Origin of the sequence: Streptomyces sp. NBC_00316 (assembly GCF_036158715.1) — a bacterium.
In the GTDB taxonomy this organism is placed as follows: domain Bacteria; phylum Actinomycetota; class Actinomycetes; order Streptomycetales; family Streptomycetaceae; genus Streptomyces.
In genome coordinates, this window is the sequence record NZ_CP108023.1 from 221383 (window position 1) to 246183 (window position 24801).

The window sequence follows — 24801 nt, forward strand, 5'->3', positions numbered from 1 at the left end:
CTCGAGAGGATTCCCATCATGAAGGTTGTAGTGATCGGCGGAACTGGCCTCATCGGCTCGAAGCTGGTGGGCAAGCTCAACGAACACGGCCACGAGGCGGTGCCGGCCGCGCCCAGCACGGGCGTCAACACACTGACGGGTGAGGGCCTGGCTGAGGTTCTGCAGGGTGCATCGGCCGTGGTCGACGTGTCGAACTCCCCGTCGTACGAGGACGATGCCGTCATGGAGTTCTTCCGTACCTCGACCGCCAACCTCCTCAGGGCGGAGGCGGACGCCGGTGTGACCCACCATGTCGCCCTCTCCATCGTCGGAACCGAGCGGCTCCCGGAGAACGGCTACTTCCGCGCCAAGCTCGCGCAGGAGGAGCTCATCAAGGCATCCGGGATCCCGTACTCCATCGTCCACGCCACGCAGTTCTTCGAGTTCGTGAAGGGCATCGCGGACTCGGCGACCGAGGGCGACACCGTGCGTGTTCCCGCCGCAGGGATCCAGCCCATCTACTCCGATGATGTGGCCGCCGCACTGGGCCGCACGACCGTCGGCACGCCCGTCAACGGCGCGGTGGAGGTTGCCGGTCCCGAGGTGTTCCGGTTCGACGAGTTCATCCGCAAGGGCCTCGCCCCCGACAACGATCCTCGTACGGTCGTCGTGGACCCCCACGCCCGGTACTACGGTGCCGAGCTCGAGGAGACCAGCCTCCTTCCCGGCCCCGACGCGAACATCGCTGAGACCCGCTTCACCGACTGGCTCGCGCAGCAGCAGTAAGACGGTGATGTGGCTCCTGCCCGCCGCACTCAGCGCCGTTGGGCTGCGTCAGGCCGCCAGGTCCTCGCTCCGCTCACCGGGCTCGTGCCCGAGCCCTCCTGCGTCGAGAGCGTCGCGCTGACGCTCCGACTGGTGGCACGAGGCGCAGGGAGGCCGAGTACACCGCCTTGCAGTGGATGGGGAGCGCGTGGAGGTCGCCGAGCCGCCGGCGAGATGTCCGGCGGCCCGGGCCGGCGGATCTCCGTCGAGTAGGCCGCATGACCCTCGACGGGGAGGTCGTGGCTTTCACGGCGTTCGGCCGCACCCTACGGCGGCTGCCGTAGGGTGCGGCCGAGACCTGTGCCATGGCCGTCCCTGGCGGGGCCGTCGGTGATGTCCGGACCGGTCATCGGGCCATGGGGTCGGCGGTGGTGCCCGGGGGCCGGATCAGAAGCTGATGCTCCAGGTATCGAGGTAGCCGGGGAGCACGTGGAAGTTGCCGGGGGTGTTGTCCCTGACCCTCAGGTTCCAGGTGCCGTCGGCCGGGATCGCGGAGGCGTCGACGGTGAACGTCTCGTGCAGTTCCGGAATCGCAACGGGACCCTGCGACCAGCCCTTCACCGGGATCACCCGGCCGTCCTCGCTGACCAGGTCGATCACGTAGAAGCCGACGTGGACGGCGTAGAGGTCGATGGTCACCTTGAGGTCGGCCGGGGCGTTGCCCTTGCGGCCGCTGACGGTGACCGGGCTCTCGATCACCGCCCAGTTGGGGATGTCGTACCGGTTCGGGTTGACGAAGACGTCGCCACCGGAGGCCAGCACGGTCCACTGGTACCGGACCGTCCGGGAGTCGCCCGCCGCGTCCTTGACGGTGATGGAGGGCCGGAACTCGCCGCCCTTCGCCGGGACCCCGGCGACCAGGCCGGTCCTCGCGTCGAGGGACATGCCGCGCGGGAGGCCCTTGGCGGAGTACCTGAGGGCGCCCGGACGGGAGCTCTGCGCCTGGATCTGCCAGGTCACCGACTGACCGGTCGCCGTCCGCCGCGGGTTCGTGCTGTCGACCGCGATGTGGTGGACGTAGCGGTACCCGACCTGCACCGCGGCCCAGGCGTTGCCGACCGCCTCGTACTTCTTGCTGCCCATCCCGTAGAGGTCGGCCGCAGCCTGGAGCGTGGCGGTGCGCGCACCGGCGAAGTCCGTCGTGCTGGTCATGTAGACGGTCAGCGCGCGGTACCAGATGTCCGTGGCCGACTCACGGCCGATACCGGCGACCTTCCTGCCGTCGGAGGTCGGGCTGTCGTAGCGGATGCCGTTGATCGTCTTCTTTCCGCTGCCCTCGGAGAGCAGGTAGAAGAAGTGGTTCGCCGGGCCCGAGCTCTGGTGCGGGTCCAGGTACTTGGTGCCGGTGGTCCAGTAGTCCTGCGACCCGCCGAAGCCCACGTCGTCCTTGGACGGCTGGTCCATGTAGCGCAGCGGCACGCCGGTGCCGTAGACGTCGACCTTCTCCGCGATCAGGTAGTCCGGGACGTCCTTGGGGCTGTTGGTGAAGAACTCCACCGCGGTGCCCATGATGTCGCTGGTGGCCTCGTTCAGGCCGCCGGACTCGCCGCTGTAGAGCAGGTCCGCGGTGGCCGAGGTGATGCCGTGCGTCATTTCGTGGCCGGCGATGTCCAGGGCCGTCAGCGGGCGCGCGTTGTCCTCGCCGTCGCCGTAGTTCATGCAGAAGCACGCGTCGTCCCAGTACGCGTTGACGTACCCGTCGCCGACGTGGACGTAGGAGCGCACTCCGACGCCGTTGCCGGCGATGCCGTCGCGGCCGTAGCGGGAGTGGAAGAAGTCCCAGGTCTGCTGGGCGCCGTAGGCCGCGTCCACGGCGGCCGTCTGACGGTTGGACGGCGTGCCGTCGCCCCAGACGTCGTCGTCGTCCGTCATGACCTGCCGCGTGTCGTAGTCGTACGTCCCGTGGTTGCCTCGGTCGGCGTCCACCAGTTCGAAGACGTCGCCGTTGCGGACCGAGCCGATCCGCACGGTGCCGTTGTTCTGGCCGGTGCCCGTACCCGAGTGGACCTGCTCGACGCTCGCGAGCTGCTTGCCCGTCTTCGCGTCGGTGACCACCTGCAGGCGGCTGGGGGTGCCGTCCTTCTGGACCCCCGTGACGCTGGACTCCCAGGCCAGGGACGGCTTGCCGGTTGCCATCCAGACCACCAGGCGCGGCGCGCCGTTCACTGCTGCCTTGCGGGTCTTCTCCCGCTCGGCAATGTCCAGGGCCGACGTCCTTGCCTTCGTACCAGTGACGGTGGGCCTGGTCGTCGGCAGTGTGAGCGCCGCCCGGGACGCCTTCGTGACGGTCCGGTCGCCGGCCCGCTCGTGCACGACCAGGTCGCCGCCGAGTACGGGGAGGCCGGCGAAAGTGCGCTCATAACGTGTGTGAACGGTGCCGTCGGTGTCGCTGATGACGTCCCTCGGTATCAGCTTCTCCTCGTCCCCCAGCTTCAGGGACTCGGCCGTGTCGGCGCTCGTGTCGGCCGCGGCTTTCAGCAGGTGATTGCGCTGTGCGGAGGAGAGTTCGACCGCCCGTGCACCGGATGCGGAGGTCGTCACGGTTGCTTGCGGGTTCTCCTGCGCGTCCGCAGCGGCGAGGGGCAGAAGGGATGCCAGAAGCGTGGCCATGGCGACGGTCGCGGTCGCCATGGCGCGCCCGCGCCCGAAGGCTCCCGGCCAGGGCGGGTGGGATGAGGATGACGCGGATCTGGTGGGACGGAACGTGCTCGTCACTCCTGAGACTCCTTACGAGTGTTCGCGATGTGACGACGAGTGGCGCTGTGACTGCCTCAGGAGCCGCCTCCTCCCCCGGAGAGGGCCCGAACACCCGTCGAACGATGCCCAGATAGTGTCAGCGGTCATTCACACTGTCACCATTGTGGAGATCATTGTCCGAAAGTCGGTCTCCTGTGAGCGCGCTGCCCGGCTCCCGACCACCGTCCTGTGCAGGGGGCCTGGTGTCCGGTAAGTGACGGTCGGTCAGCTCCGCCTGTTCGCCGGCCGATCGCCCGGAGTGGCGGTGATCGGTCCCGCCTCGGGAGGCCGCTTCCGACGGGGCGAGGATGTGCTCGACTGAGGGCGCCGGCCGGTGGGTCGACTTGCGTTGTCCCTGCTCAGACGCGTGAGGCCGGACCTGACGGCGCCTTGGTGGGGCGGCGAGCAGCGGCGGACGGAACGCCTGGGCGGCGACGTGTGATGGCGCGACGGTCGGTGACGACGACGAGCCTCGGAAGCCGGCGACTCACCTGACAGCGGCGGGGGCCGCCTGCGGGGCGGGCAAGGGCTTCTGGGCAAGGGCGGCGCGGGAGTGCCGCGCGAATTCCAGCCATGTCCTGTTCGGTCGACGGCAAGCGCATGGAGGGAGACAGACACGTTGTGACTGGGGGTCGGGCAGGAGCCGGTCCGGACCGCGGGGAGCAACCACAGCTCGCGGACGAGGCAGAAAGCGTTGCCGTCACCCATCGTCCCGGCTTGGGTCGAATGTGGCTCGGTGGATCAACTGTCCTCCACCATGTCCGGGTTGGCAGGGTGACGATTTCAGATGGCTGTGTCTCCAGGGAGGCGGAGGTGGCCCGATGCACCGGGGTTCATGCGGTCACGGCTCACCGGACACACCACGGGCAGCCGACCTGCCGGGGGGACACCATCAATCGTGGTATGTCACACCTTCCCCGGGTGGCTGGTCATAAGGGAGAGAGCGATTCACGAACCCCGGCCCGAGGAGTACAGCCGTGACCAAGCCAATACTTCGGTCTGCCCTCCCAAGGTTCCGTGAGTGCTTCGGCCACAGTGCCGTCCTCGGATCTGATGCCCTCTGCCGCTCCCCCTGACGGTGAGCACGTCATGGGCGGAACGGTCCCGACCGTGACGGTGCGGCCTGGAGAGCCGCAGCTGAAAGCGTCGCGCGGGATCGGGATCGTGCATCGTTCGGCCGTCCATCCGGACCACTGTCAGCAAACCATTTTGATCGAAACGTCGTGAGAAGAGATTGCATCCTGTGAGCAACATGGAGCCACACCCCGCCGAGCAGGCGTACGCAAGCGCGGACCTTTCTGAGCGGGGTATCGAGATCCTCACGGCACGCGACGTACCACTCGGGGGCCCTCGCGCCATGACGGTGCGACGCACGTTGCCTCAGCGAGCGCGCACGCTCATCGGTGCCTGGTGCTTCGCTGATCACTATGGCCCGGACGATGTCGCTCTGACCGGCGGCATGAGGGTGGCGCCCCACCCACACACCGGATTGCAGACGGTGAGCTGGCTGTTCAGCGGCGAGATCGAGCATCGCGACAGCCTCGGCAACCATGCATTCGCCAGGCCCGGTGAACTGAACCTCATGACGGGTGGCTTCGGCATCAGCCACTCCGAGGTGTCAACGCAGCGGACCACGCTGTTGCACGGCCTGCAGCTGTGGGTTGCGCTCCCCCATGCGCACCGCCATACAGCGCGGAACTTCCAGCACTACGTACCCGACCTCGTGCGCCTGAACGGCGGCGAGGCACGAGTGTTTCTTGGCTCTCTCGCCGGTCACACGTCCCCCGTTCCCACCTTCACTCCCCTGCTCGGTGCGGAACTCTCGATCGAGCCGCACACCACGGTGCATCTCGCTGTCAGCGAAGAGTTCGAGCACGGTGTCATCGTTGACAGCGGCGAGGTGGACATGAACGGCACATCTCTCAGGGCGACCGAACTCGGCTACGCCCCGTCCGGCCTTACGTTGCTCGCTCTGACCAATACATCCCCGCAGCGGGCGCGGGTGGTATTGCTGGGGGGACCGCCGTTCCAGGAAGAAATCGTCATGTGGTGGAACTTCATCGGCCGCACGCACGAGGACATCGTCCAGGCCCGGGAAGCGTGGCAGAGAGGATCTGACAGATTCGGCCGGGTCGACGGGTACGTCGGCGATCGTCTCCCCGCCCCGGCGCTGCCCAATGCCACCATTACACCGCGAAGGAACCCGGCCTCTTCTTGAGCTCTGCGTCGTTGCCACCATGGCTCGGACGACCTGAGCCTGCGAGAGTGAGTTCACCCAAGGCCCTCTCGGTCGCAGCCTCCTTGGGGTACGGCTCGGGTTCTTCCCGATCTGGTGAGCCTGATGGACGTCATCCGGTTCGCCTCAGGCCTGCGGCACCGACGACCGGCCAGCACCACCACCGTACGCACCCCGTCGGGCACCGATGGAGAACTCGGGTGCATGGTCGTGCTCGCACCGGATGCGTTCCCTGGTCCGCCTTGTGGCGGCTGCACTTCGCTCGGAGAACACCGCTCCCCGTGTCACCCTGATCACAGGCCCGGTGTGGGACTACGGCCACTGCGCAGTCGTCGCGTCCGCGGCTGCCGTCGCTGCCATCGCTGCCGGCCTCGGCCTTGCCGTCGACCCCGGCTCCCTCACTGACCGTCAAGCGGCAACTCCGTACGCGGCGCCCGTCGCCCTCTTCATCGCCGTATACGGCAGTGGGCCGCGTGCTGCAGCATCACCGCAAGGTTTCCGCAGCGAGCGGGCCGTGTTCCTGGCATGTCAGGTCCGGCAGGTGCTGGCAGGGCAGGAGCTGAAGCACTCATCCATATCGTGCCTACGGCACATCCCTCAGAGCGCCGCGTGGCGAGTACCGAGTGCCGACGTGGAACGAAGGCGCGAGTCCAAGAATGTGGCGATCTTGCTCGGGTTGAACACCCACATCACTTTGTGAATACCCTCGTGCGAGGCCGCTATCGTCAGGAAGGTCGTGGGCCGGCCATCCTGGTGAATCATCACTCCGGTCCGCCCATTGGCCTGGACGTGCTCGACGTCCACCCCGCGCCAGAACCGTGGATAGGCCATCGCCAGGTTCGCCACGCGTGCGCGGCCCAGAACGGGGATGCGAGCGACGCCTCGCATGCCGTTGCCGTCGGACAGACTGACGGCATCCGGCGTGAGGAGAGCCTCCAGCAAGGCGACATTCCCCGTTTGCGCCGCCGAGACGAAGGTTTCAAGGAGCCGTCTGTGCTCCGCCGTGTCCACGGGCTCCCGTCGCTCGGCCGAGAGACGCTTGCGCGCCCGGCTCACGATCTGCCGTACGTTGACAAGGCTGAGTTGAAGAATCTCGGCGATCTCGGCATAGGCGTAGTCGAACGCCTCTCGCAGGACGTATGCGGCCCTCTCTGTGGGATTCAGCTTCTCCAGAACGAGGAGCAGCGCCAGTTCCAGAGCCTCTGCCCGCTCAGCGCCCACCTCCGGGTCGGTGCCCGTGTCAATGGGCTCGGGCAGCCACGGACCGATGTAGGTTTCGCGGCGTACGCGGGCAGACTGAGCCACGTTGATGGCCAGCCGGGTCGTGGTACTCGACAGAAATGCGATGGGGCTGACCACTACCGAACGATCGGTCTTCTGCCAACGCATCCACGCTTCCTGAACCACATCTTCAGCCTCCACCGCACTGCCGAGCACGCGGTATGCGATGCCGAAAAGACGTGGGCGGAGCTCCACGAAAACAGCCACTGCCTGGTCCAGGCTACTTTCCGTGGGAGATGTCTCGTGATGCATGATCCTGCTGTGTCCGTTCCTCCGGGTCCCGGTGCTCTTGGGCGGTGTGGTCATGTGACCACCGCGTGATGGCCCGCTGGGTCAGCCGGCTCATGCAAAAGCGTGTTCCCGCCGTCATGTTCCCCAGGGTTGGCTGCCCGGCCACCGCAAGCGCTGAGGTCACTGGACGTCACAGCTGCTCCAGTTGCGTCCGTTCGACAGCCCGGGATCATTCGCCGTTCTGTGACAGATGTGCCGTGCCGAGTCGTTCCCGGCGTCCGGAGCAAAGTCGCCGCAGGGCCTGCAGGGTGGCGTGCCGGGCTCACTTCCCCTCTTCAAAGGGTGTGAAATGGGCATTGGAGTCCTCTCTCTTCACTCACATGGTGTCAACTGATGGTTCTTCTCTGCGACGTCTGCACAAAACAGTGGTGTCTCGCCGCTCGCTCGCTGCCAGGAAGATTCACGGCAGCGGCCCTTGGTCCCGTGACAGCGTCCATGGGCCGGCCTCACGGCGCGGAGCCTTATCTCGACGGAAAGAGGCTCGCGGCCTGCGGCAACGCATGGAGACATTCGACGTGCCGGCATCCGCGGCCGGCTCCCGTTGGCTCATGACCGCTCGGAAGCCGGCCGAAGGGGGACCACGGTGCGGCCACCGCCGCCTCTCCATGAAGGGGCGGAGGTCTCTTCGCTGCATTCATTCCGGTGGGCCGGGAGTGCAGCGCCCGCACGCCCTGCCCTGGTGTGGTGGCCGGGCCGGCCGGCCACCACACCAGGTCTCAGCATTCCTTGGCCTTCGGCTCCCGGCAGGGTGTTCTCTCCGCCACAGGAAGGACGCCTGCGGGGCGGCAGCCGGAAGAAGGCGGATAGCGGCTATCCGACCGTCACCGTGCAGCCATGTCGGTCTCGTACACCAGGCCTGTCCGGTGGTTGTACTGGATGGTGTACATCTTCTTGCCGCCGGTCACGACACGGCCGCTGGACGGGAAATAGTCGTCGGTGACCGCAGCCGCGCCGGTGGCGACGTAGGCCTGGCCGACGGGCACCGTGTAGAAGCTGAGCGGGGCCTGGGTGGAGGGTGAGAGCCCGGCGGGGTACTCGTCCGCGTCCGGGTAACTGGATCCGTACACCGCTGCCGGCGAGGTGCCGGCGGCCCTGACCACTGTCACGTCATGAGCAGGTGTGGTGTTGCGGCCGTGCGGGTTGTAGAACCAGACCTCGGTGCCGCTGTACCAGATGGCCGTCCAGTCGCCCTTGCGGTCTGCGACGACGAACTGCTGCCCGGCCTGCGCGGTGCTGCCCCAGTCGTTGATCCGGTTGGTACCGATGCCGTCCGAGTGGATGGCCTGGTCACCGAAGAGGGGGGCGGTGTGGCTGGGCGCGGTCCGCAGGTAGACGAAGTTCGACGGCTGGCGCCTCTCAGCGCATTCAGGTGTGGCACCCGTCGGGTCGTCGGACGGGCAGACCTCTACGGTCTGCTGGTTGTGGGCGAACCCGGGAGTGATCGTTACGGCCGAACCGATCCGGCCGACGCCATGACGGCCGTCGACAGGGGCGTCAAGGAGACTCATGAAGCGCTCCCAGTCCCAGGACGGGCCCGGGTCCCAGTGCATCCCGGAGACCAAGGCGGAGTTCGGTCCGGGGACGTTGTCATGCCCGACGATGTGCTGCCGGTCCAGAGGGATGCCGAAGCGGTCGGCCAGGTACGTGACGAGTTCCGCGCTGGTCTCGTACTGGGTCTGGGTGTACCAGCTGCCGCCGGCGGCGGCGTAGCCCTCGTGCTCGATGCCGACCGAGTGCATGTTGGTCGAGTAGTTGCCCGCTTGGAAGGAGAGGTCCTTGGTGGGCACCATCTGCGTCACGGCGCCGTCGGAGGAACGGATCACGTAGTGAGCCGAGCCGCCGCCCGGCGTCTGGAAGGTACTGATGGCCGACTCGTAGGAGGACTCGGTGTCGTGGATGACGATGGAGTCGATCCGGATCCCGTTGGCGGGTCGGTTGGACACCTGGCCGTTGGCCGCCGCTGCCGGGATGAAGACGCAGTCGAGGGTGGACGGGCACTCCGTGTCCGCCGCGGCGGCCGCCTTCAGGCGCAGCGCGGCCAGTTGCCCGGTGGCCGGTCGGACGTCCGGTGCGGCGGACAGCCGCACGTGCTGCCCGTCCTGGGTGGTTTCGTCGGCACCCTTCTTGATCGTGGCGAAGACCCGGTCAGCGAACACCTGTGCCGCGTGCTTCTGCCCGGATCCGCTGTAGCGGGCCACCGCGGCATACCATTGGCCCGGGTCCGCCGGGGTGTCACCCACCGCGGTCTTTGCGTAGGAGGCGAGGAGGGCCGCGCCTCCGCGGATGTTGGCGACCTCGTCGTTGCGCAGTTCGTCGGCGGGCAGACCCGTCACTTCTGCGGCCGCCTGGAGGGTGTGCAGCGACGGATCGGCGGTCATCTCCTTGAGGTCGCCGCGGCCGACCGCTCCCGCACCGCCTCCGGCCATCATCTCGGGCGTCACGTCGGTCAGGTGCATGGGGCCGTAGCCGCCGCTGGTGCTGTGTTCGCCGGGATGGGCGTTCCAGGCCGACTCGTGATACGCCACTGCGAGAAGGACCGGCACGGGAACGCCGTACTCCGCCGCGGCCTGCTCAAAAGCGTTCTGGCGGGTGTCGGTCTGTGTCTGTGCCCCTGACGCCTGGGCGAACAAGGGAACGGTTGCCATGCTCGCTGCCGCCAGCACGCCTGCCGTGATCGTCAGTGGCAGCCGCCATCGCGGCTTACGCTTGTGCACTGCAGTACCTAGCTTTCACACGCTGGTAATGATCTTGAGAAGTCACTGCCGAACCTCAATGCCGATGACGTCGAACTCGGCCTCGGACGCCGCCTGTTGGGCGTGCGGTAGTGAACTTGCACGCTTTGACACTACTGCTTGAGCTCGTGTCAACACATCACACTATCCTATGGTGCGAGTACAGGATCATGCTGTGAACGGAACCTTCACAACAAGCGAGGCTTGGAGTGCGCCGTTCACCTGTCGACTGGTTCACGAGGGTATTCACGGTGCGCCGGCGGCCGGCCGTTCCGTACCGGCCGATGTGGGAGTTCGGACGATTCTGACGCTTTGCGACAGCCAGGCCTTGCAGCCGGCCCACGCGGTCACAGGAACGGACCGGACGGCCGGCCATCACGTCGGAGGAGCCGATGTTCTCCGCCTCCACCTTTCCGGGATCGGCGGTTCGATCTTGATGCAGCCTGCCGTGCGTCAGGCGGTCGGCCTCGCCGCCCTTCAGATCGTCACGTGCCAAGCCGGTGACTGTGGTGTGGTTCAGGTCCATCGAGCGCACGGACTCACCGACGCGCCGCGGCTCGTCGAGGCCCAGGGCCCTTGGGCCAAGGGCTGTCCCGATCCGGCAGAAGCCGCAGTGCCGGCGGGCCGCGGGCGACGTGCCGATGGCCATGCACCGGCTTGACCAGGGCCCGGACCTTGCCGCCGTCGAAGAATGCCGTGACATCGGGCGGGTATCCGAGCCGGCGTTCCGGTGTCGGCGACCAGCGAGCCGGCCGCCGACACCGAGGCAGCCGCCGGGTAGGCAGCCCACCAGCCTCCGGCCGCACCGCCTACCGACAGCGCGAACCGGTGCCGCGGCGCCGACCCGGCCGCCGCGACAACTCGGGTGAAGACGCGTCCGCGATCAAGCTCGGCATACAGGCGGGCGCAGGGCTCGATGGGCGGCTGTCACAGCTCCCTCAGTTGTTCGGTCAATGCAGGTATGACTTGCGCGGTGTCCGTGCAAGCCCCCGCAGCGAGGAAGGGGAGCAAGCATGTCAAGCCCCCGGGACAACCGATGCATCCGCGCGATACCTGCTCACCGGCGGCCGGGCCGACCTGGCATCCGCATCGCTCGATCCCAGGCGTCTGCCACAGCCGTCCGAAGACTGCCGCCTGCATGTGCTGTCCGGTGCGGGTACCGGCTCCCGCGGAGCGGCTCATGCTGATGCGATGCCCCACAGCTCGCCTGCGGCACCGACGGCGCGCCGCTCGCGGCGGAGGACGGCCAGAACACACGGTTTCCCCCTGCCGATCCGCAACCATTCCGGTTCCTCAAGACTCCCGGCTTGAGCCGACGAAAGAGGCATGATGCCCAGAGACCCTGACACGCACTCCGATGCCGCCGCCGCCAGTGTGTCTCTGGCAACCGAGGCCGCCCTGCTCGAGGCCCGTCTGCGCGCGCTTCACGAGGCCCTCGACACTGTCGACGCGCGCATCAAGGCGGTCTCCGACGCGCTGCGCCGGCTGCGCCGCTCTGCATCCGTCTCCAACGTCGCGGACCGTGAGGTTCACGGTGGTTCGCCCTCCCAGGACGAACCGCCGTCCCCCACCCCCTCGACGCATGCACAGAGTGGTTGAAACGTTCCCTGCCGCGCCGGCCCTGACGGGGATCGCGCCCTGGCTTCTGCAAGTGGCGGTGGTCGACGCTGCGCGGCCGGCGGACGGTGTCAGCGGCCCACGGGCCGGACCTTCCGGTCACTCATACCCATTGAGTTTCCCCGGACAGTGGCAAGCATCGACGGGATATAGCTCTTTATCCCAAACACCACCGAAGTGTCTCAACTGCTCGGCAGGTCGGGCATTCTCCCCTCCCAGGCGACAGCACCGTGTTCCGTGTTCCGGTCATACAGTGCACCGGCCTCTCCGTAACATGCGCATCCGTCCGATTCAGCTGTATGCGGGAGGACCTCCAGCATATGATGTGCCGGGGTACCCATCCCGAGGTCGGCCGAGCGGCATCGCAGGTGAGCCGACAGGGACGCACCAAGAGGGGTTGAGGATGAGAGGAACACATGGTCTCTGTGACCCGAGCCGCGCATAACATTGAGATCACTGCTGAAAGTCTCCAGGAGGACCTGACGCGCCTGGAGGTCCAGAGGCGGGCGCTGGAGAGGGAACTGGCTGCAGTCGTAGCGCATCTCGGCTCCGTCCAGCGGGCGCTGAGTGCCCTCGAGGCTCTGATGCTCGACCCAGCCGGCTCGACCCCGGCGGTCACTCCCCGTGCTGCGGCTGCGGCGCCGGACCAGGCATCTTCGCCCGCGGAACTGCAGACGAACATCTACTCGTCCGCAGACGTCGCGTCGAAGCCCGAACGCCAGGCAAAAAGGCCTGCTGCCCCTGGAGCCTCCACCGACGCTGACAAGCAGACGGAATACGGCAAGCTCACCGAGCAGATCCTGGAGTACTTCGCCGGGGTAGACGATGCGGATGTGCGTGCCCGCGATGTGGCCGCGGCACTCGGCCGCGATGCCGACAGTGGGAGTATCAACGCGGTCCGGAGCACGCTCGATCGTCTGGTCGGCGCATCCCGCATCCGCCGAACCGGCCGGGGCCTCTACCGCGCCCAGCACGCGTAACCGGGGCACAGATGGCAGCGTTGCGCACGAGGCGGTCTCCGACCGGGAGGCGGCTTGTGGCCGCCGGGCGCCGGTGGCTGGTCTCCAGCACATGTGAGATCCGCCGGGGGTAACAGCGCATTCCCGCACCCGACTCCGCCCCGCACAAGGGTGGTTGGCGGCAACCCCGCACGGTGTGACCTGCCGACGCCTCAAGCTGGGGACAGGCGCTGCGTGCCGCAAGACCTGCCCTGGGCGATCAAGCGGTTCCGCACCGTCGTCGGGCCTGTAGGAGGCTGCTCAGGGCAGGTCCTCGCCATTCGGGCGCCGGGGACGAAGAGGGCTCAGTGCGCCACTGGCGGGGGTTCCGGTGGCGCCCGGAGCGCAACACCCGTTCGGCTCTGGACACACAGATGCCGAACACGTTTCGGACGCCCTCCACAGGGCTCGTACGCACGACCTCCAAGACGCTGTGATCAACTTATCACAGCGTTTCTTCAGGCCGCATACGCCCACGGCTGTCGGTGAACATGTTACTCAGCCACAGTGTTATTTCTTCCGCTGCCCCCGAGTGTCGCCCACGGTCGTTGGTCCGCTGCCTGCCGTGACTCGACCGAGGCGGTCGCAGACCGGAGGAAACGGGTGTCGGGTGCCTGTGCGCGATGGCCCAGCTACCGGCATCCAAGAAGACAGTGTGATGATGAGCATGACACTGTCTTAGTGGTCAGCGGCGCACGCGTCGCCACTCGCGTGTCCCCGGCATTGAACACTGTCCTACGCTGCCGGATCGGAGGAACGCGGCAGCAGGGTGCCGTCGATATACAGGTCGACGTGCTCGTTGTAGAACGCGACCGTGCCGGCGATACGGTTGGCGTGGATCGTCGGGAAGTCGTACGCCCAGGCGATGTCCTCGTGGGTGGCGACCTCGCTGTCGAACGACCAGTAGCTGCTCGTCGTTCCCTTGTACGGACAGCGGGTCACCGTGTCGGAGTGGCGCAGCCGGGTCCAGTCGACGTGCATGCGGTCGAGGTAGTAGCGGGTCGGCAGACCGGTCTCGAACAGCGTGATGCAGTTCGGCGCTTCCGCCAGCACGACCCCGTCCACCTCCACACGGACGCTGCTGGAGGAGCGCAGCGCGTCCACCCGGGAGTAGGGGCTCCGCGGGTGGACGAACACCGGCTCGTCCTCCTCGAACCAGGAGTCCAGCGCCTCCCACTCGAAACGGACGGTGCCGTGCAAGCGCTCCGGGGCGCCGTCCTCCCACACCCATGCCGCACCCGCGCGGACCTCGGATCCGACCTGCAGGGTGTGTCGCCGCGCGGATCCGGCGCCCAGCAGTTCGGTGTGCTCTTCGTCGATGAGCACACCGTCGACCAGGTCCTCGACCGGAATGCTGAACTGGGGATAGGCGGGCCATTCCCACACGTACAGTGCGCGCCGGGTATCGAAGGCGACGCGGCCGCCGATCGTCCCCCGGATGCGTCGCGGTACGGGCTCGACGTGCCCGACCGGGGCGATCAGGCTCGGGTACTGCACGTTCTCGTCCGCCATCGGTGATACCTCGGTTCGCTCGCACTCCGTGCGCCCCTGCGTCGCCGGCGCGCCTTCGAACGGATACGCCTGCCCTGACCGGGGGCTCTCACCTTTTCGTCCGGAATACTACCGAGTGGGCAAGTGACGGCACCTCGGGGGTGTGACGTGGGCAATGCGAACGGCCGCCGCGTGTCGGGCGCCGCGGCCGGCCTCGGCGGGAGAGGCGCCGGTGCCTGCCCGGCGGAGTTCGACACAAGGTTCGGTGCGTCCCGTGGGGAGTTCGGTGCGGACACGGCGGGCAGGCGGCGGCAGTTGGGCGACGTAGGCAGTCGTAGGTACTGCGCAGTGACACCGTGGTGCTGTGCCTGCCGGCGGCCGCGCAGTGGTGTCAGCGGCTTCCCATAGGCTCAGTCTCATGAGTTCTTCTTTGAGCGTCTACCTGCTCGACGTGGCCGCTACGCGTGCCCTGATCGGATCCCGCGATGACCAGTTGCTGGAGGTGATACGCACCCGCTTCGGGGACGACTTGGCTCGCGACGACGACTATCACAGCCACGCGATCGAGCAGTGCGCCCCTACAGCATACGAGGCGCTGCACGCGGTCGTCCACGGCGGGCCCTTCAGCGAGAACCCGGATCACGCCTTCCAGTACGGCTATGCCTACGACCGGCTGTGCTCGCTCACTGGCGAGTTTCTGCCCAACGACAGGTTCACACCGCACAAGGGCGACTGGCTCTCAGTCGTCGACCAGGGTCTGAAGGCTCTGGGCATCACCGCCGTGTCCGTGGAAGCCTTCAGCCACGGCGACCCGCCCGCTCCACTGCCGTACGCTTTCACACCGGGCTGCGGAGAGTGGACGCCCGATCACATCGCCCAGGCGCTGGAGCAGTTCGAGGCCACCAAGAGGGCGGTCGACGAGTCGCAAGAGGCTCCGCCGCTGGAGCCCGAAGTCGTGGAAGCCGTCATGCAGTGCCTCGACTGGATGCGGCGCGCGGCGGCACGGTCCGGCTTCGGCGTTATTGGCTTCCGTTCCTGACTTCGTGAAGGGGGCGATCGGATGGCCGCCCCCGCCAGCGACTCGTGGTGGATTGGTGGCCGCCCGATGCCGTCGGAACTCCGTCAGCCGCACCGCCCCCCTCCGCCTCGGCTGACGCTGCCGTCAACTGCTGCCGTCTCCCCACGCAGAAGCCCCCGTCAGGACGCACCTGACGGGGCTTCACGTATGCCGCTCGGACTAACCTCGGGATTTCACGAGGGGTGCTGTCCGGTGGGTGATCGAAACAGTAGAAAACGCCTCTGAACTGCAACCATAGGACGTGCTGACGGCTCTGTACGTGCGAGCGGAAGAGGCACTTCCCAGGTGAGGAACAGGTACGGATCCTGTCCGCGTTGCGGGCGGCGGTCGTGGGGTGGCCATCACCTGCTTGGCGCTGTTCGGTCGGAAGCTACGGATGGGGCTTCTCGGTGTGGTCGGTCAAGGCAGGACCTCGACGTACCCGTCGGTTCCGTGCACGCGGATCCGCTGCCCGTCCCGGATCAGCCGGGTGGCCTGCTCCACGCCCACGACGGCCGGCAAGCCGTACTCCCGGGCGATCACTGCGCCATGGGTCATCAAGCCGCCCACCTCCGTCACCAGGCCCGCGATTCCGACGAACAGCGGCGACCAGCTGGGGTCCGTGAAGGCCGTGACCAGGATGTCGCCCGCTTCGAGATCGGCCTCCGCCATGTCAAGGATGACTCGGGCCCGTCCTTCGATGGTCCCGGCGGAAACAGGCAGGCCGATCAGGGCGCCGGCAGGCACGTCGTCGCGCCGGTAGGCCCCGGTGAGGGCCTCACCGTCCGAGGTGAGCACCCGTGGCGGTGTGAGCGCGTGGTACGACCGGAACGCGTCCTTGCGCTGCTGGATGAGCTGGTCATCCACCTGATTCGAGCGCACGACATCGTGGAGTTCCTGGAACGTGAGGTAGAAGATGTCCTCCTTCTCGGAGAGCACGTTGGCCTGCGTGAGACGCTCGGCCTCCTCCAACAGGGCCTGCTTGTAAACGAAGTAGCGGCTGACGATGCCGTACTTCGGGTACTCCCGGTACCCGACGAAGGCTCTGACCTGGTCGATCATCCGCTTGGTCTCGTCGGCTTTCCGGTCTCCGTCCGGCAGGGTGCGCAAGCGGGACAGCACCTCCTGTTGCTTCTTCTGCGCCTTCTGCCGCCCTTGCTCGAAGCGTCGCTCGGCGGCGCCCGGCTCGAAGTTCCTGACGTTGTCGAGGATCACGGGAACGAGCGTGGCAGGGCGCTCACGCCACCGTGGCCTCGTGATGTCGATCTCTCCGACACAGCGCATGCCGTACGACTCGAGGTAGGCCTCGATGGCGTCACGCGCTTCGGTCCCACCCGCAAGCTTCGGCAGCTCGTCCAGGAAGCCATCGCCCTCGACGCCTTGCAGGAACGCCACCACCTCCGGCTGCGGGCGGATCACGTCCGCGACGTCGAGCAGCGCCAGACCCATCTCCGACGTGACGTTGTCGGGGGCGGACAGCGTGAGCGTGTCAGCCGCGTTCTTCTCGCCCAGCCACTCCTGCAGATTGTCGTTGAGCCACCACGTGGCCTCCATCCCGGCCATGATCGCCTGGATGTTCGGCGGATCACCGAGGACTCGCTTGTGCTCCTCGAAGGCGTCCAGCAGGAAGTCGAACAGCGCGGGTCCGGTCTTCGTCCGGATGTCGCGCTCCAGGGCGGCGATGGATGTCTGGCTGCGCTCGATCAGCTCGGTGACGATGGCCGGATCGACCTCGACCGGGGCGGACGCACCGCGGGCCGGCGGCCCGCCGGGACCCGTGTCCGGGAGGGACGGGACGAAGTCGTCGCGGTCGAGAACGGTCTCCAGAGCGTCTCTGATCAGCGGATCGCCTTTCCCCATGACGTCCAGGAGGGCGGCGCGGCTCGCGGGCGAGGCCAGGCGCCGGGTGACGTCGACGAACAGCCTCCCGCCGGCCTCATGCATCGGCACCATGGCCGTCAGTCGCCACATGGAGAGGCCCAGAGGCTTCATGGGGTCGGTCATCATCTGCCCATGACCGACGGAGACGTAGACGTGATTCTCCTGGTCGCCGGTCTCGGGGATGGGGAACAGCGTCGTGATCGGCCGGCTCTGGACGATCTGGAAGTCATCGTTGACCAGGCACCATTCGATGTCCTGCGGGCGGCCGAAGTGCGCTTCGATCCGCCCCCCGAGCTGCACGAGCCGCACGACCTGCGCGTCCGTCAGCGCCGGCTGCTCCTGCCGCTGCGAGTCGATCGCCACTTCCTGCGTACCGCCGGCCGGCAGGGCGTGGACGGCACGCTGTTTGGCGGCGATCGCCTTGGCGACGACTTCGCCGTGTCGCACCTTGAAGACGTCCGGGTTCACCAGGCCGGAGACCAGGGCCTCGCCGAGACCGAAGCCGGCGTCCACGGTGGCGACCTTCCGGTTGCCCGTGACGGGGTCGGCCGTGAACAGGATCCCGGCCGCATGCGGGAAGACCATCTGCTGCACGACCACGGCCATGTGTACCGTGCGGTGATCGATGCCGTTCCGCCGGCGGTAGGTCACGGCCCGCTCGGTGAACAGCGAGGCCCAGCACCGGCTGACGTGCTGGAGAATCGCCGTCGGCCCTACGACGTTCAGGTACGTGTCCTGCTGGCCGGCGAAGGAGGCCGTCGGCAGGTCCTCCGCCGTCGCGCTGGATCGGACGGCATAGGCGGCTTGCTCGCCGAGCTGGGAGAGCGCGCGGGTGATCGCCGCCGCGAGATCGCCCGGGATGGTGGTCTCTTCGATGGTCCGACGAATCTGCGCGCTGAGCGTGCGGATCGCCTCCCGGTCGTCCGGGTTCAAGCGCGACAACTGATCGAGCCGATCATCGATCGACGGCGCTTCCGCCATGATCCGCCGGAAGGCGTCCGTCGTCACGCAAAAGCCGCCCGGCACGCGGATGCCTTCGATCCGCGACAGCCCGCCCAGGTGTGCGCCCTTGCCGCCGACGACCGCGACCTGCGTCTCGTCACCTTCGCGAAGATCCACCACGTACTGCGCGATCATTGCGATACCTCCGAGGCAGCCGTGCTCCGTTGTACTGCGGTGGCCGATCGAATCACCGGCGCCTCCCACTCTGTCGAACCATTGGTCGAGCATGTCCTCATCCCTGGTTGCCTTCCTTCTGACGAGTCGCGCGGCGCGCACCCCCGTACCTCCGCGCCGAGCACCCGCAGCTGCACTGCCGGTCCCACCACTGGTCCGACGTCACCGCGTCCCCCATACGTCGACAACAGCACACGCACGTCGCGCCCCCATTTCTGCAGGTTGTGGCACCGGCCGACGATTCTCCGCCGTGACGGGGGTCTTGCGGCAAGCCCCCCTGTGCGCTATACGTTGAGAGGGGCAAGGAGAGAGCTCTCCTTGCCTTTGCCTTTGCCTTTGCCTTTGCCTTTGCCGCCCAATGGAAGTGACAAGAAACCCGCGAAGCGGTGGCGCGCTGCGTACGTGTGCGGCGTTGGCAAGGGCGGATGTCCCATCGGCCTACGGATGCAGCCGCGGAGCCAAAAGTGATTTCCCTTGCCGACGAGGCCCGAACGTCGAGCGCGCCGCCATTTCCAGCGGCACTCAGGGTGTGCGTCTCGCGCATCGCAATCGGGAATTCTAACCGGGCGACACGAGTAGCGTGAAGCGCTGCATGCCGACCGCCAGAGCAAGTGGCGGCGTGGTCAGCACACGCAGACGACACGGCTTATCAAGGTGCACAACCATGACTGCGGGGCTAAGGACTGTCCCGTAATCCCTGGCGGGCGCACGACGACAGCTGCGGCACCTCGCCGCGTTGTCGGAACGCCCGAATACACCCCGTATGAGGACGCCCCTCCGCCTTGCGATGCACCGCATCCGACGCCGCGCGCTGATCCACCAGGGATTACGGGACAGCCCTTAGCCTGTAGGAAGATCGATCGCAACTCCGGAAGCTGCGGTGTCATTTCCGCGGAATGGTGCGGAGTTGCGGGATGGGTGGCCCTGATGCGCACTTATGAACCCGCAGAGTTTTCATCCTTGCTGTCAAGCGACGCCCTACCCAATCCTGAAGAGTTGTCAGTTATTGGCATGGTGAAGGAGGTTGATGGATCCTCGTCGACCATTAACTTTACCAACTCACTCTCATGCGAGAATTGGCTTGTTCTCCCGATCGACATCGTCGATTCATTCACACACCTAAGGCGTGGTCTCACGTGGTGGTGGCCAGCGCGGGAACGGGCTCCCGCTACGTCGTCACGCTCGTGAGGAAGGTATGGACCTCGGCGGCAAGGTTTCCCATCTCCTCGCCGGCCGCGTGCACCGTGGTGGTCTCGAAGTGCCAGTCCTCGAACGGGGGCCGGTCGTGAATGCCCCAGGTCAGGTGGACGTGGCCGCCAGATTGGTGTTCCGCCGAGATTGTCAGGTCGTATTCCAACGAGTGCCAGGTGCGCGCTCCCTCCCAACCCCGGAAGTCCTCGGCCATTGAGGAGAGGAAGCTGTATAGGCCGTCGCCGTCCCAAGTCCGTACCGAGGTCTCGACACTCACCCACTGACCGCGTGCCTTCACTAGGAAGTCGAGCGTCGGCTCCTCGTCATACGGGCGCGTCGGCTCGGAGAACAGCAGGTGGACGGGTCGCGGTCCGGGGTCTCCCACCCGGACCGTGGGACTGCCGGATTCGTCGTAGTCGATCACGTGAGCAGGTTAGAAGGGCCAGGCTGGGTGGTCCAAAGTCGTTTTCTGGTGGGCTGGCAGCGGAGTGAGCTTCCCTGGGGCATGATCGTCAACCATGGCTGTGGATCTTGAGCGTGACTTGGTTCCTGACGGGCTGTGGGAGATAGCCGCGCCGCTGATACCAGCGTTCCGGCCCCGTCGACAGGGTGGTGGGACGGCTCCGGTGGCTGACCGGAAGGTGTTCACCGCGATCGTGTACGCGCTGACCACGTCGTGCGCCTGGCGCCGATTGCCTCCCTGCTTTGGCGTGAGCCCGGCCACCGGTGAATGAGACGGCTCTTCTCGCCGGCCTTGTAGCAACACAGCGCGGCAACCGAGGTCCGGAGGCGGGACCTGCCACGCACGCGGATGACGGGGGTGTGCCCGCGCCGGCCCCAGGTGCGGGGACGGGGCGGCGTCATCGAGAAACCGGCCTCGTCCTCGAAGACGATCCAGGCCCCAAAGGCCGCCGCGAGCCTTTTACCCGGGGCCACACCTCCTTCTTCCACAGCTCCACCGCGTGCTCGTCACGCTCCAGTGCTCTGCGGGCGGGCGCCTGCCAGGACCAGCCGTGCCGTTTCAGCAGCCGCCACACCGTCGCCACCGACAGGCTCACTCGCAGCCGACGGCGGATCACCGCCTGGACCCGGACCAGGGTCCAGCGTTCGTCTTCGAAGCCGTGCGTCGCCGGGCCTTTGCCGAGTTCCTCCTCCAGCACGGCGAACTGGGTATCGGTGATGGTCGGTGAGTTCGCCGGACCCGCGGAACGCAGGCCCTCCATGCCGTCCTCGCGCCAGGCACGGCGCCAGCGTTCCACCGACCGCACGCTCACTCGCAAGTCCTTGGCGATCACCGAGGTCTTCTCACCCGCCGCGAACCGATGCCCGGCCTGAAGCCGGATCTCCTCACGAAACGCCCGACGCTCAGCGGTCAGGCCCCCACCCTCCGAATACCTCACCCCACCGGCATACCGCAGGGATCATGAACCGTCACCACCCGACGACAACACGAAAACCTCAGTAAGAGACATGAAGTGCTCAGATCACGAGCACCCTGTTGTTAAAGTCAAGTTCAAGCGACCAAGTGAAGTACAGCCGGAATTGGCGTTCCTCCTGACTGTGTATCCAGCTTCAATCATCATTTTCTCGTGCTCTCGCCCGGACCGCTGCGGGCAAGGACGGCATCTCCCCCACTGCTGTGGAGTGCGCTACTGGGGAGCTCGGCGGACAGATTGTAGTTTGCTGCTGGCCACCAGAGGGCCATCCTTTGACGTGCACCGGGGTAGTGTAAGAAGCTCTGCCTCAAGCGAATTTGATCGTCTGATTCCCGCTGGTCAGGGATGGTTTCGGTCTCATGGATGTCATCGCGGATCTCCAGGCGGCGCCAACACGTCACGCCAGAGCCGAGGCCGAGGTCCTGCGGTAGGCATTCCCAGGCGAGTCCGGTATGCAACACGAACAGAATGTACTGAAACACCAGTAGGTCCGTATGTCACTTCCGACCAGGATGACGCCTCCGGCGCTCAAACTTCGGCAGCAGCGATTCGATCACCACCCGCAACGTGTCGTCACCATCCCACGGTTCGACCGACCCACTGAACACACCCGGATGGTCAAAATCCCGAAGCGATCCAACCACCACAGAGATCATTTCGTCAGGAGTTCTTGAGGTGATGCCCGGAGGTGAAAATGCGAGTGGGGTTGCACGCGCTCGGTATCGGTGACGGTGCCCGTCCCGAGGTGATCCGTGCGGTGGCCACAGCCGCGGAGACGCACGGCTTCGCGAGGCTCTGGTGCGGGGAGCACGTGGTGCTCGTGGACGCGCCCGCCTCGCGCTATCCCTACTCCGCGGACGGCCGGATCGCCGTGCCTGCGGACGCGGACTGGCTGGACCCGCTGCTTGCCCTGACCTTCGCGGCAGCGGTCACCAGCCGGATCGAGCTCGCCTCCGGCGTACTCCTGCTGCCTGAGCACAACCCGGTCCTGGTCGCCAAACAGGCCGCCACACTGGACGTGCTCTCCGCCGGGCGGTTCAGCCTCGGAGTCGGGGTCGGCTGGTCGGCCGAGGAATTCGCAGCGCTCGGAGTGCCCTTTGCCAAGCGCGGGCGACGCACCGAGGAGTATCTCGCCGCAATGCGCGCCATCTGGGCCGAGGACCCGGCCTCCTTCACAGGAGAGTTCACCCGCTTCGACGCGATCCGGGTCAACCCGAAGCCGCTGCGCGGCGGCGAGCTCCCGGTCGTGGTCGGCGGCAACAGCGACGCCGCCTTGCGCCGCGCGGCCACGCTCGCCGACGGCTGGTACGGCTTCAACGTCCCGGCGGCCGACGTCCCGGCGCGTGTCGCCGTTATCGCCGATGAGTGCGCCCGCCACGGTCGCGCTTTTGACGAGCTCACGGTTGCCGTCGCGCTGAGCGACGGCGTCCCGGAGCACCTCCCCGCACTCGGTGCGGCGGGCGTCACCGAACTCGTCGTCGTCGGCGCACCCCCGCCCGCTCCCGACGCGGCAGCCACCTGGGTCGCGGAACTCGCCCGGACCTGGATTCGCCCGGAGAAATAACCCGAGCCGGCCGGAGTACCTGCCGCACGCTTTCACGCCCGCAAGGCGTCTCTCAGGGACAGGACGACTGGCCGCGGGCATCGCCGTGCTGGACCAGGCCGGAGTAGTCGACCGCGGCCCTGCGACCGGCAGTCCTGCCCCAACCTCGCCGGGAGACGGACATGGGTTCAGCTCTTCTGCCGATCAGCCCGGAACGGACAGAAAATCCTCGACAGCGGCGGCGAACCGGGCCGGAGCATCGTGGTGCACTACATGACCGGCAGGCAGCTCGGTGAGACGGGCCATGCCGGCACGACGAGTGATCATTTCCCTGGCATGCGCGGCCGCCAGCTCATCGCTGCGTGTTCCACGGATCAGCAGAGTGGGGCAGGCCACCGCCGTCCAGTCCTGCCAGTGGTCACCATTGAGTGCCTTCTGGGACGCCACCGTGTGCTCGATGTCGAACGAGAATCCCCAGCCGTCCTCCGCCCGACGGACGGAACACTCCAGATAGGCAGCCGCCGAGCCCAGTGCCGCCACCAGATCCCGGCGCGACGGCGTCTGCTGGGGCAGGCGCAAGGTGAATGACCAGTCGCTTTCCACCACCGCGCCGATGTCCTCGACGATCAGCGCACAGACCCGATCCGGCTGCCGGGCAGCGTACTGGTATGCGTTCACTCCGCCCAGCGAGTGGCCCAGCACCGCCACCGGGCCGATGCCCAGATGCCGATGGAAGGCAGCGACATCGGCGACGTAATCGTCCCGCTCGTAACACTGAGCACGATCGGACTCGCCGTGCCCGCGTTGATCGAGCGCGATCACCCTCCACCGCGGCGCCAACGCCTCAGCCAAGGGCGCGAACGCCGACGCCTCGTTGTAGTGCCCATGCAGGGCCAGAAGCGGGGTACCCGGACCACCGAAGTCGAGATACGACAGTTTCCGTCCACCGACCACGAAGAACTCACGCATGATGCGGATCCTATGCGGCAGCACTGACACCCCTTGGCTGACCAGCAGCCGACAGAGACCGGAACCGCCTTCCTCTCGGTCAGAACGAGCTGCATCCAACGGACATCGCCTCGCGGAACCGTCCCCTCAGACCATGCCTGTGAAGGTCGCCCAATCGACGACCGCCTTCTGCTCTCCGGAGTCGGCGTCGGAGAAGACGGCCCGTAGTCCGAACCACGTCCCACCGATGTTCCCTGTGCAGCCTTCGAACCGTATGCACGGTGGAAGTACGCGTGGGCGGTGAGATCGGCATGAGCGAAGTGGATGCCACCGACGAACCGAGTGCCTTCCAAGTCGACACGTTCCGCTTGCGTCCGGCCCGCTCGAAGCCCAGCAGGGTCGGTCCGGCGAGATTCAACTCGATGCCGGGCCAGAACTTCGCCGGGTGGAAGGCGGGTCAGAGGGCCAGCCGTCCGCTTGCTCATCCGGGGCGAGAGGGTGACTGGTCAGGATCTGCTGCGCTGTCAGTCTCACCACGCGTTCCTGCGGCCTGGCCGCCCTGCCTGCTGCCACCCTGACGGCTCTCTCCTGCCGTAGGACCGGAGCCCGTTGCGGTGGAACTGTGCTTGGCCGGCGACTGCAGTCGCAGCGCCGTGGGACCCGGGACATCGCCCCCGGGCCCCGGTGAGGGCGCCCGGGGCGTGTGATGCTGCACGCGGGGGCACTGGCAGTCCCGGCCAGCTGCTCCTGGTTATGCGAACTGGCCCGGCTGGTAGTCGCCGGCGGGCTGCTGGACGATGACGTTCGCCCGGTTGAAGGCGTTGATGAGGGCGATCGCGCACACCAGGGCGGCCAGTTGCTCCTCGTCGTAGTACTTGGCAGCGTTCGCCCAGGCCTCGTCGGTGACCCCACCGGCCGCATCCGCGATGCGGGTCCCCTGCTCCGTCAACTCCAACGCGGCCCGCTCGGCCTCGGTGAAGACGGTGGCCTCCCGCCACGCCGCGACCAGGTTGAGACGTACCGAGGTCTCACCGGCGGCGACGGCGTCCTTGGTGTGCATGTCCGTGCAGTAGCCGCACCCGTTGATCTGACTGGCTCGGAGCCTCACAAGCTCCTGCGTCGCGGTTGGCAGCGTCGAGTGTTCGAGCACCTTGCCTGCCGCAACGATGTGCTTGAAGACGTTGCCGATGGTCGGACTGCTGAAGGCGTCCAAACGGGCACTCATGGTGCTCTCCTCTACCGTTGTCGGTGCTTACACAGGTAACGACGGCACAGCTCGGCAGGATGTGACATGAACCGCTGTGGCCTGTATCTCCTCTCCGGCACCGCAGCAGAGACCAGCGCCACTGTCCCGTTGCGGAATCGTCGCCCCTGTCCCAGAGC

At 67.0% G+C, this 24801-nt stretch carries 15 protein-coding genes and 3 pseudogenes; 7 read left to right on the plus strand and 11 right to left on the minus strand.

Annotated features, from left to right (window positions below):
- The first annotated feature begins 18 nt into the window (after nt 1-18).
- Nucleotides 19-765 carry an SDR family oxidoreductase gene (locus OG878_RS01085; protein ID WP_328891093.1) on the plus strand — a complete coding sequence of 249 codons (747 nt, stop codon included), beginning with the start codon at nt 19-21 and terminating at the stop codon, nt 763-765.
- A gap of 426 nt (nt 766-1191) precedes the next feature.
- On the opposite strand, the gene OG878_RS01090 is transcribed toward OG878_RS01085, so the two are convergent.
- Nucleotides 1192-3435, minus strand: a complete 2244-nt coding sequence (locus OG878_RS01090; RefSeq protein WP_328884958.1) for a M4 family metallopeptidase — start codon at nt 3433-3435, stop codon at nt 1192-1194.
- A 1348-nt stretch (nt 3436-4783) separates the two neighbouring features.
- Between OG878_RS01090 and OG878_RS01095 the strand changes: the two genes are divergently transcribed.
- Complete coding sequence (locus OG878_RS01095) at nt 4784-5758, plus strand: pirin family protein (RefSeq protein ID WP_443049041.1); 975 nt, start codon at nt 4784-4786, stop codon at nt 5756-5758.
- Between the two features lie 615 nt (nt 5759-6373).
- Here the strand turns inward: OG878_RS01095 and OG878_RS01100 are convergent.
- The 3 genes from OG878_RS01100 to OG878_RS42125 all read right to left on the minus strand — a co-directional run bounded on the left by OG878_RS01100 (nt 6374) and on the right by OG878_RS42125 (nt 10729).
- Nucleotides 6374-7309 carry an RNA polymerase sigma-70 factor gene (locus OG878_RS01100; RefSeq protein WP_328884959.1) on the minus strand — a complete coding sequence of 312 codons (936 nt, stop codon included), beginning with the start codon at nt 7307-7309 and terminating at the stop codon, nt 6374-6376.
- An 860-nt stretch (nt 7310-8169) separates the two neighbouring features.
- Entirely contained in the window at nt 8170-10062 is a 1893-nt protein-coding gene (locus tag OG878_RS01105; protein WP_328884960.1) for an N-acetylmuramoyl-L-alanine amidase, read from the minus strand.
- A gap of 157 nt (nt 10063-10219) precedes the next feature.
- Entirely contained in the window at nt 10220-10729 is a 510-nt protein-coding gene (locus OG878_RS42125) for a hypothetical protein (protein WP_443049042.1), read from the minus strand.
- Nucleotides 10730-11409: 680 nt separating this feature from the next.
- On the opposite strand from OG878_RS42125, the gene OG878_RS01115 reads away from it, so the two are divergent.
- Nucleotides 11410-11679, plus strand: a complete 270-nt coding sequence (locus OG878_RS01115; RefSeq protein ID WP_328884961.1) for a hypothetical protein — start codon at nt 11410-11412, stop codon at nt 11677-11679.
- A 434-nt stretch (nt 11680-12113) separates the two neighbouring features.
- Nucleotides 12114-12677, plus strand: a complete 564-nt coding sequence (locus OG878_RS01120) for a hypothetical protein (RefSeq protein ID WP_328884962.1) — start codon at nt 12114-12116, stop codon at nt 12675-12677.
- Nucleotides 12678-13430: 753 nt separating this feature from the next.
- Here the strand turns inward: OG878_RS01120 and OG878_RS01125 are convergent.
- Nucleotides 13431-14207 carry a DUF427 domain-containing protein gene (locus OG878_RS01125; RefSeq protein ID WP_328884963.1) on the minus strand — a complete coding sequence of 259 codons (777 nt, stop codon included), beginning with the start codon at nt 14205-14207 and terminating at the stop codon, nt 13431-13433.
- A gap of 397 nt (nt 14208-14604) precedes the next feature.
- Here OG878_RS01125 and OG878_RS01130 point away from each other — a divergent pair, with 397 nt between their 5' ends.
- The gene (locus OG878_RS01130) at nt 14605-15225 is read left to right on the plus strand and encodes a DUF7691 family protein (protein ID WP_328884964.1); all 621 of its coding nucleotides are present in this window, start codon (nt 14605-14607) and stop codon (nt 15223-15225) included.
- Between the two features lie 438 nt (nt 15226-15663).
- Here the strand turns inward: OG878_RS01130 and rph are convergent, their stop codons facing one another.
- A complete protein-coding gene (gene rph, locus OG878_RS01135) occupies nt 15664-18261 on the minus strand; it encodes a rifamycin-inactivating phosphotransferase (RefSeq protein ID WP_328884965.1) in 2598 nt (865 codons plus the stop codon).
- Between the two features lie 1207 nt (nt 18262-19468).
- Entirely contained in the window at nt 19469-19915 is a 447-nt protein-coding gene (locus OG878_RS01140) for a DUF6228 family protein (RefSeq protein WP_328884966.1), read from the minus strand.
- A gap of 94 nt (nt 19916-20009) precedes the next feature.
- Here OG878_RS01140 and OG878_RS01145 point away from each other — a divergent pair.
- Nucleotides 20010-20216: pseudogene (locus OG878_RS01145) on the plus strand (transposase); the annotation flags it as partial.
- Here the strand turns inward: OG878_RS01145 and OG878_RS01155 are convergent.
- Nucleotides 20215-20891, minus strand: a pseudogene (locus tag OG878_RS01155) (IS630 family transposase); the annotation flags it as partial. The pseudogenes OG878_RS01145 and OG878_RS01155 overlap by 2 nt on opposite strands.
- 416 nt (nt 20892-21307) lie before the next feature.
- Nucleotides 21308-21418: pseudogene (locus OG878_RS42130) on the minus strand (IS5/IS1182 family transposase); the annotation flags it as partial.
- Between the two features lie 203 nt (nt 21419-21621).
- Between OG878_RS42130 and OG878_RS01165 the strand changes: the two are divergent.
- Nucleotides 21622-22491 (plus strand): LLM class F420-dependent oxidoreductase, encoded by an 870-nt coding sequence (locus OG878_RS01165; protein WP_328884968.1) that lies wholly within the window; start codon nt 21622-21624, stop codon nt 22489-22491.
- 183 nt (nt 22492-22674) lie between these two features.
- Here the strand turns inward: OG878_RS01165 and OG878_RS01170 are convergent, their stop codons facing one another.
- Together OG878_RS01170 and OG878_RS01175 are read right to left on the minus strand one after the other, a co-directional pair.
- Nucleotides 22675-23439, minus strand: a complete 765-nt coding sequence (locus OG878_RS01170) for an alpha/beta fold hydrolase (protein WP_328884969.1) — start codon at nt 23437-23439, stop codon at nt 22675-22677.
- 730 nt (nt 23440-24169) lie between these two features.
- Nucleotides 24170-24643 carry a carboxymuconolactone decarboxylase family protein gene (locus tag OG878_RS01175; protein ID WP_328884970.1) on the minus strand — a complete coding sequence of 158 codons (474 nt, stop codon included), beginning with the start codon at nt 24641-24643 and terminating at the stop codon, nt 24170-24172.
- Between the last annotated feature and the right edge of the window lie 158 nt (nt 24644-24801).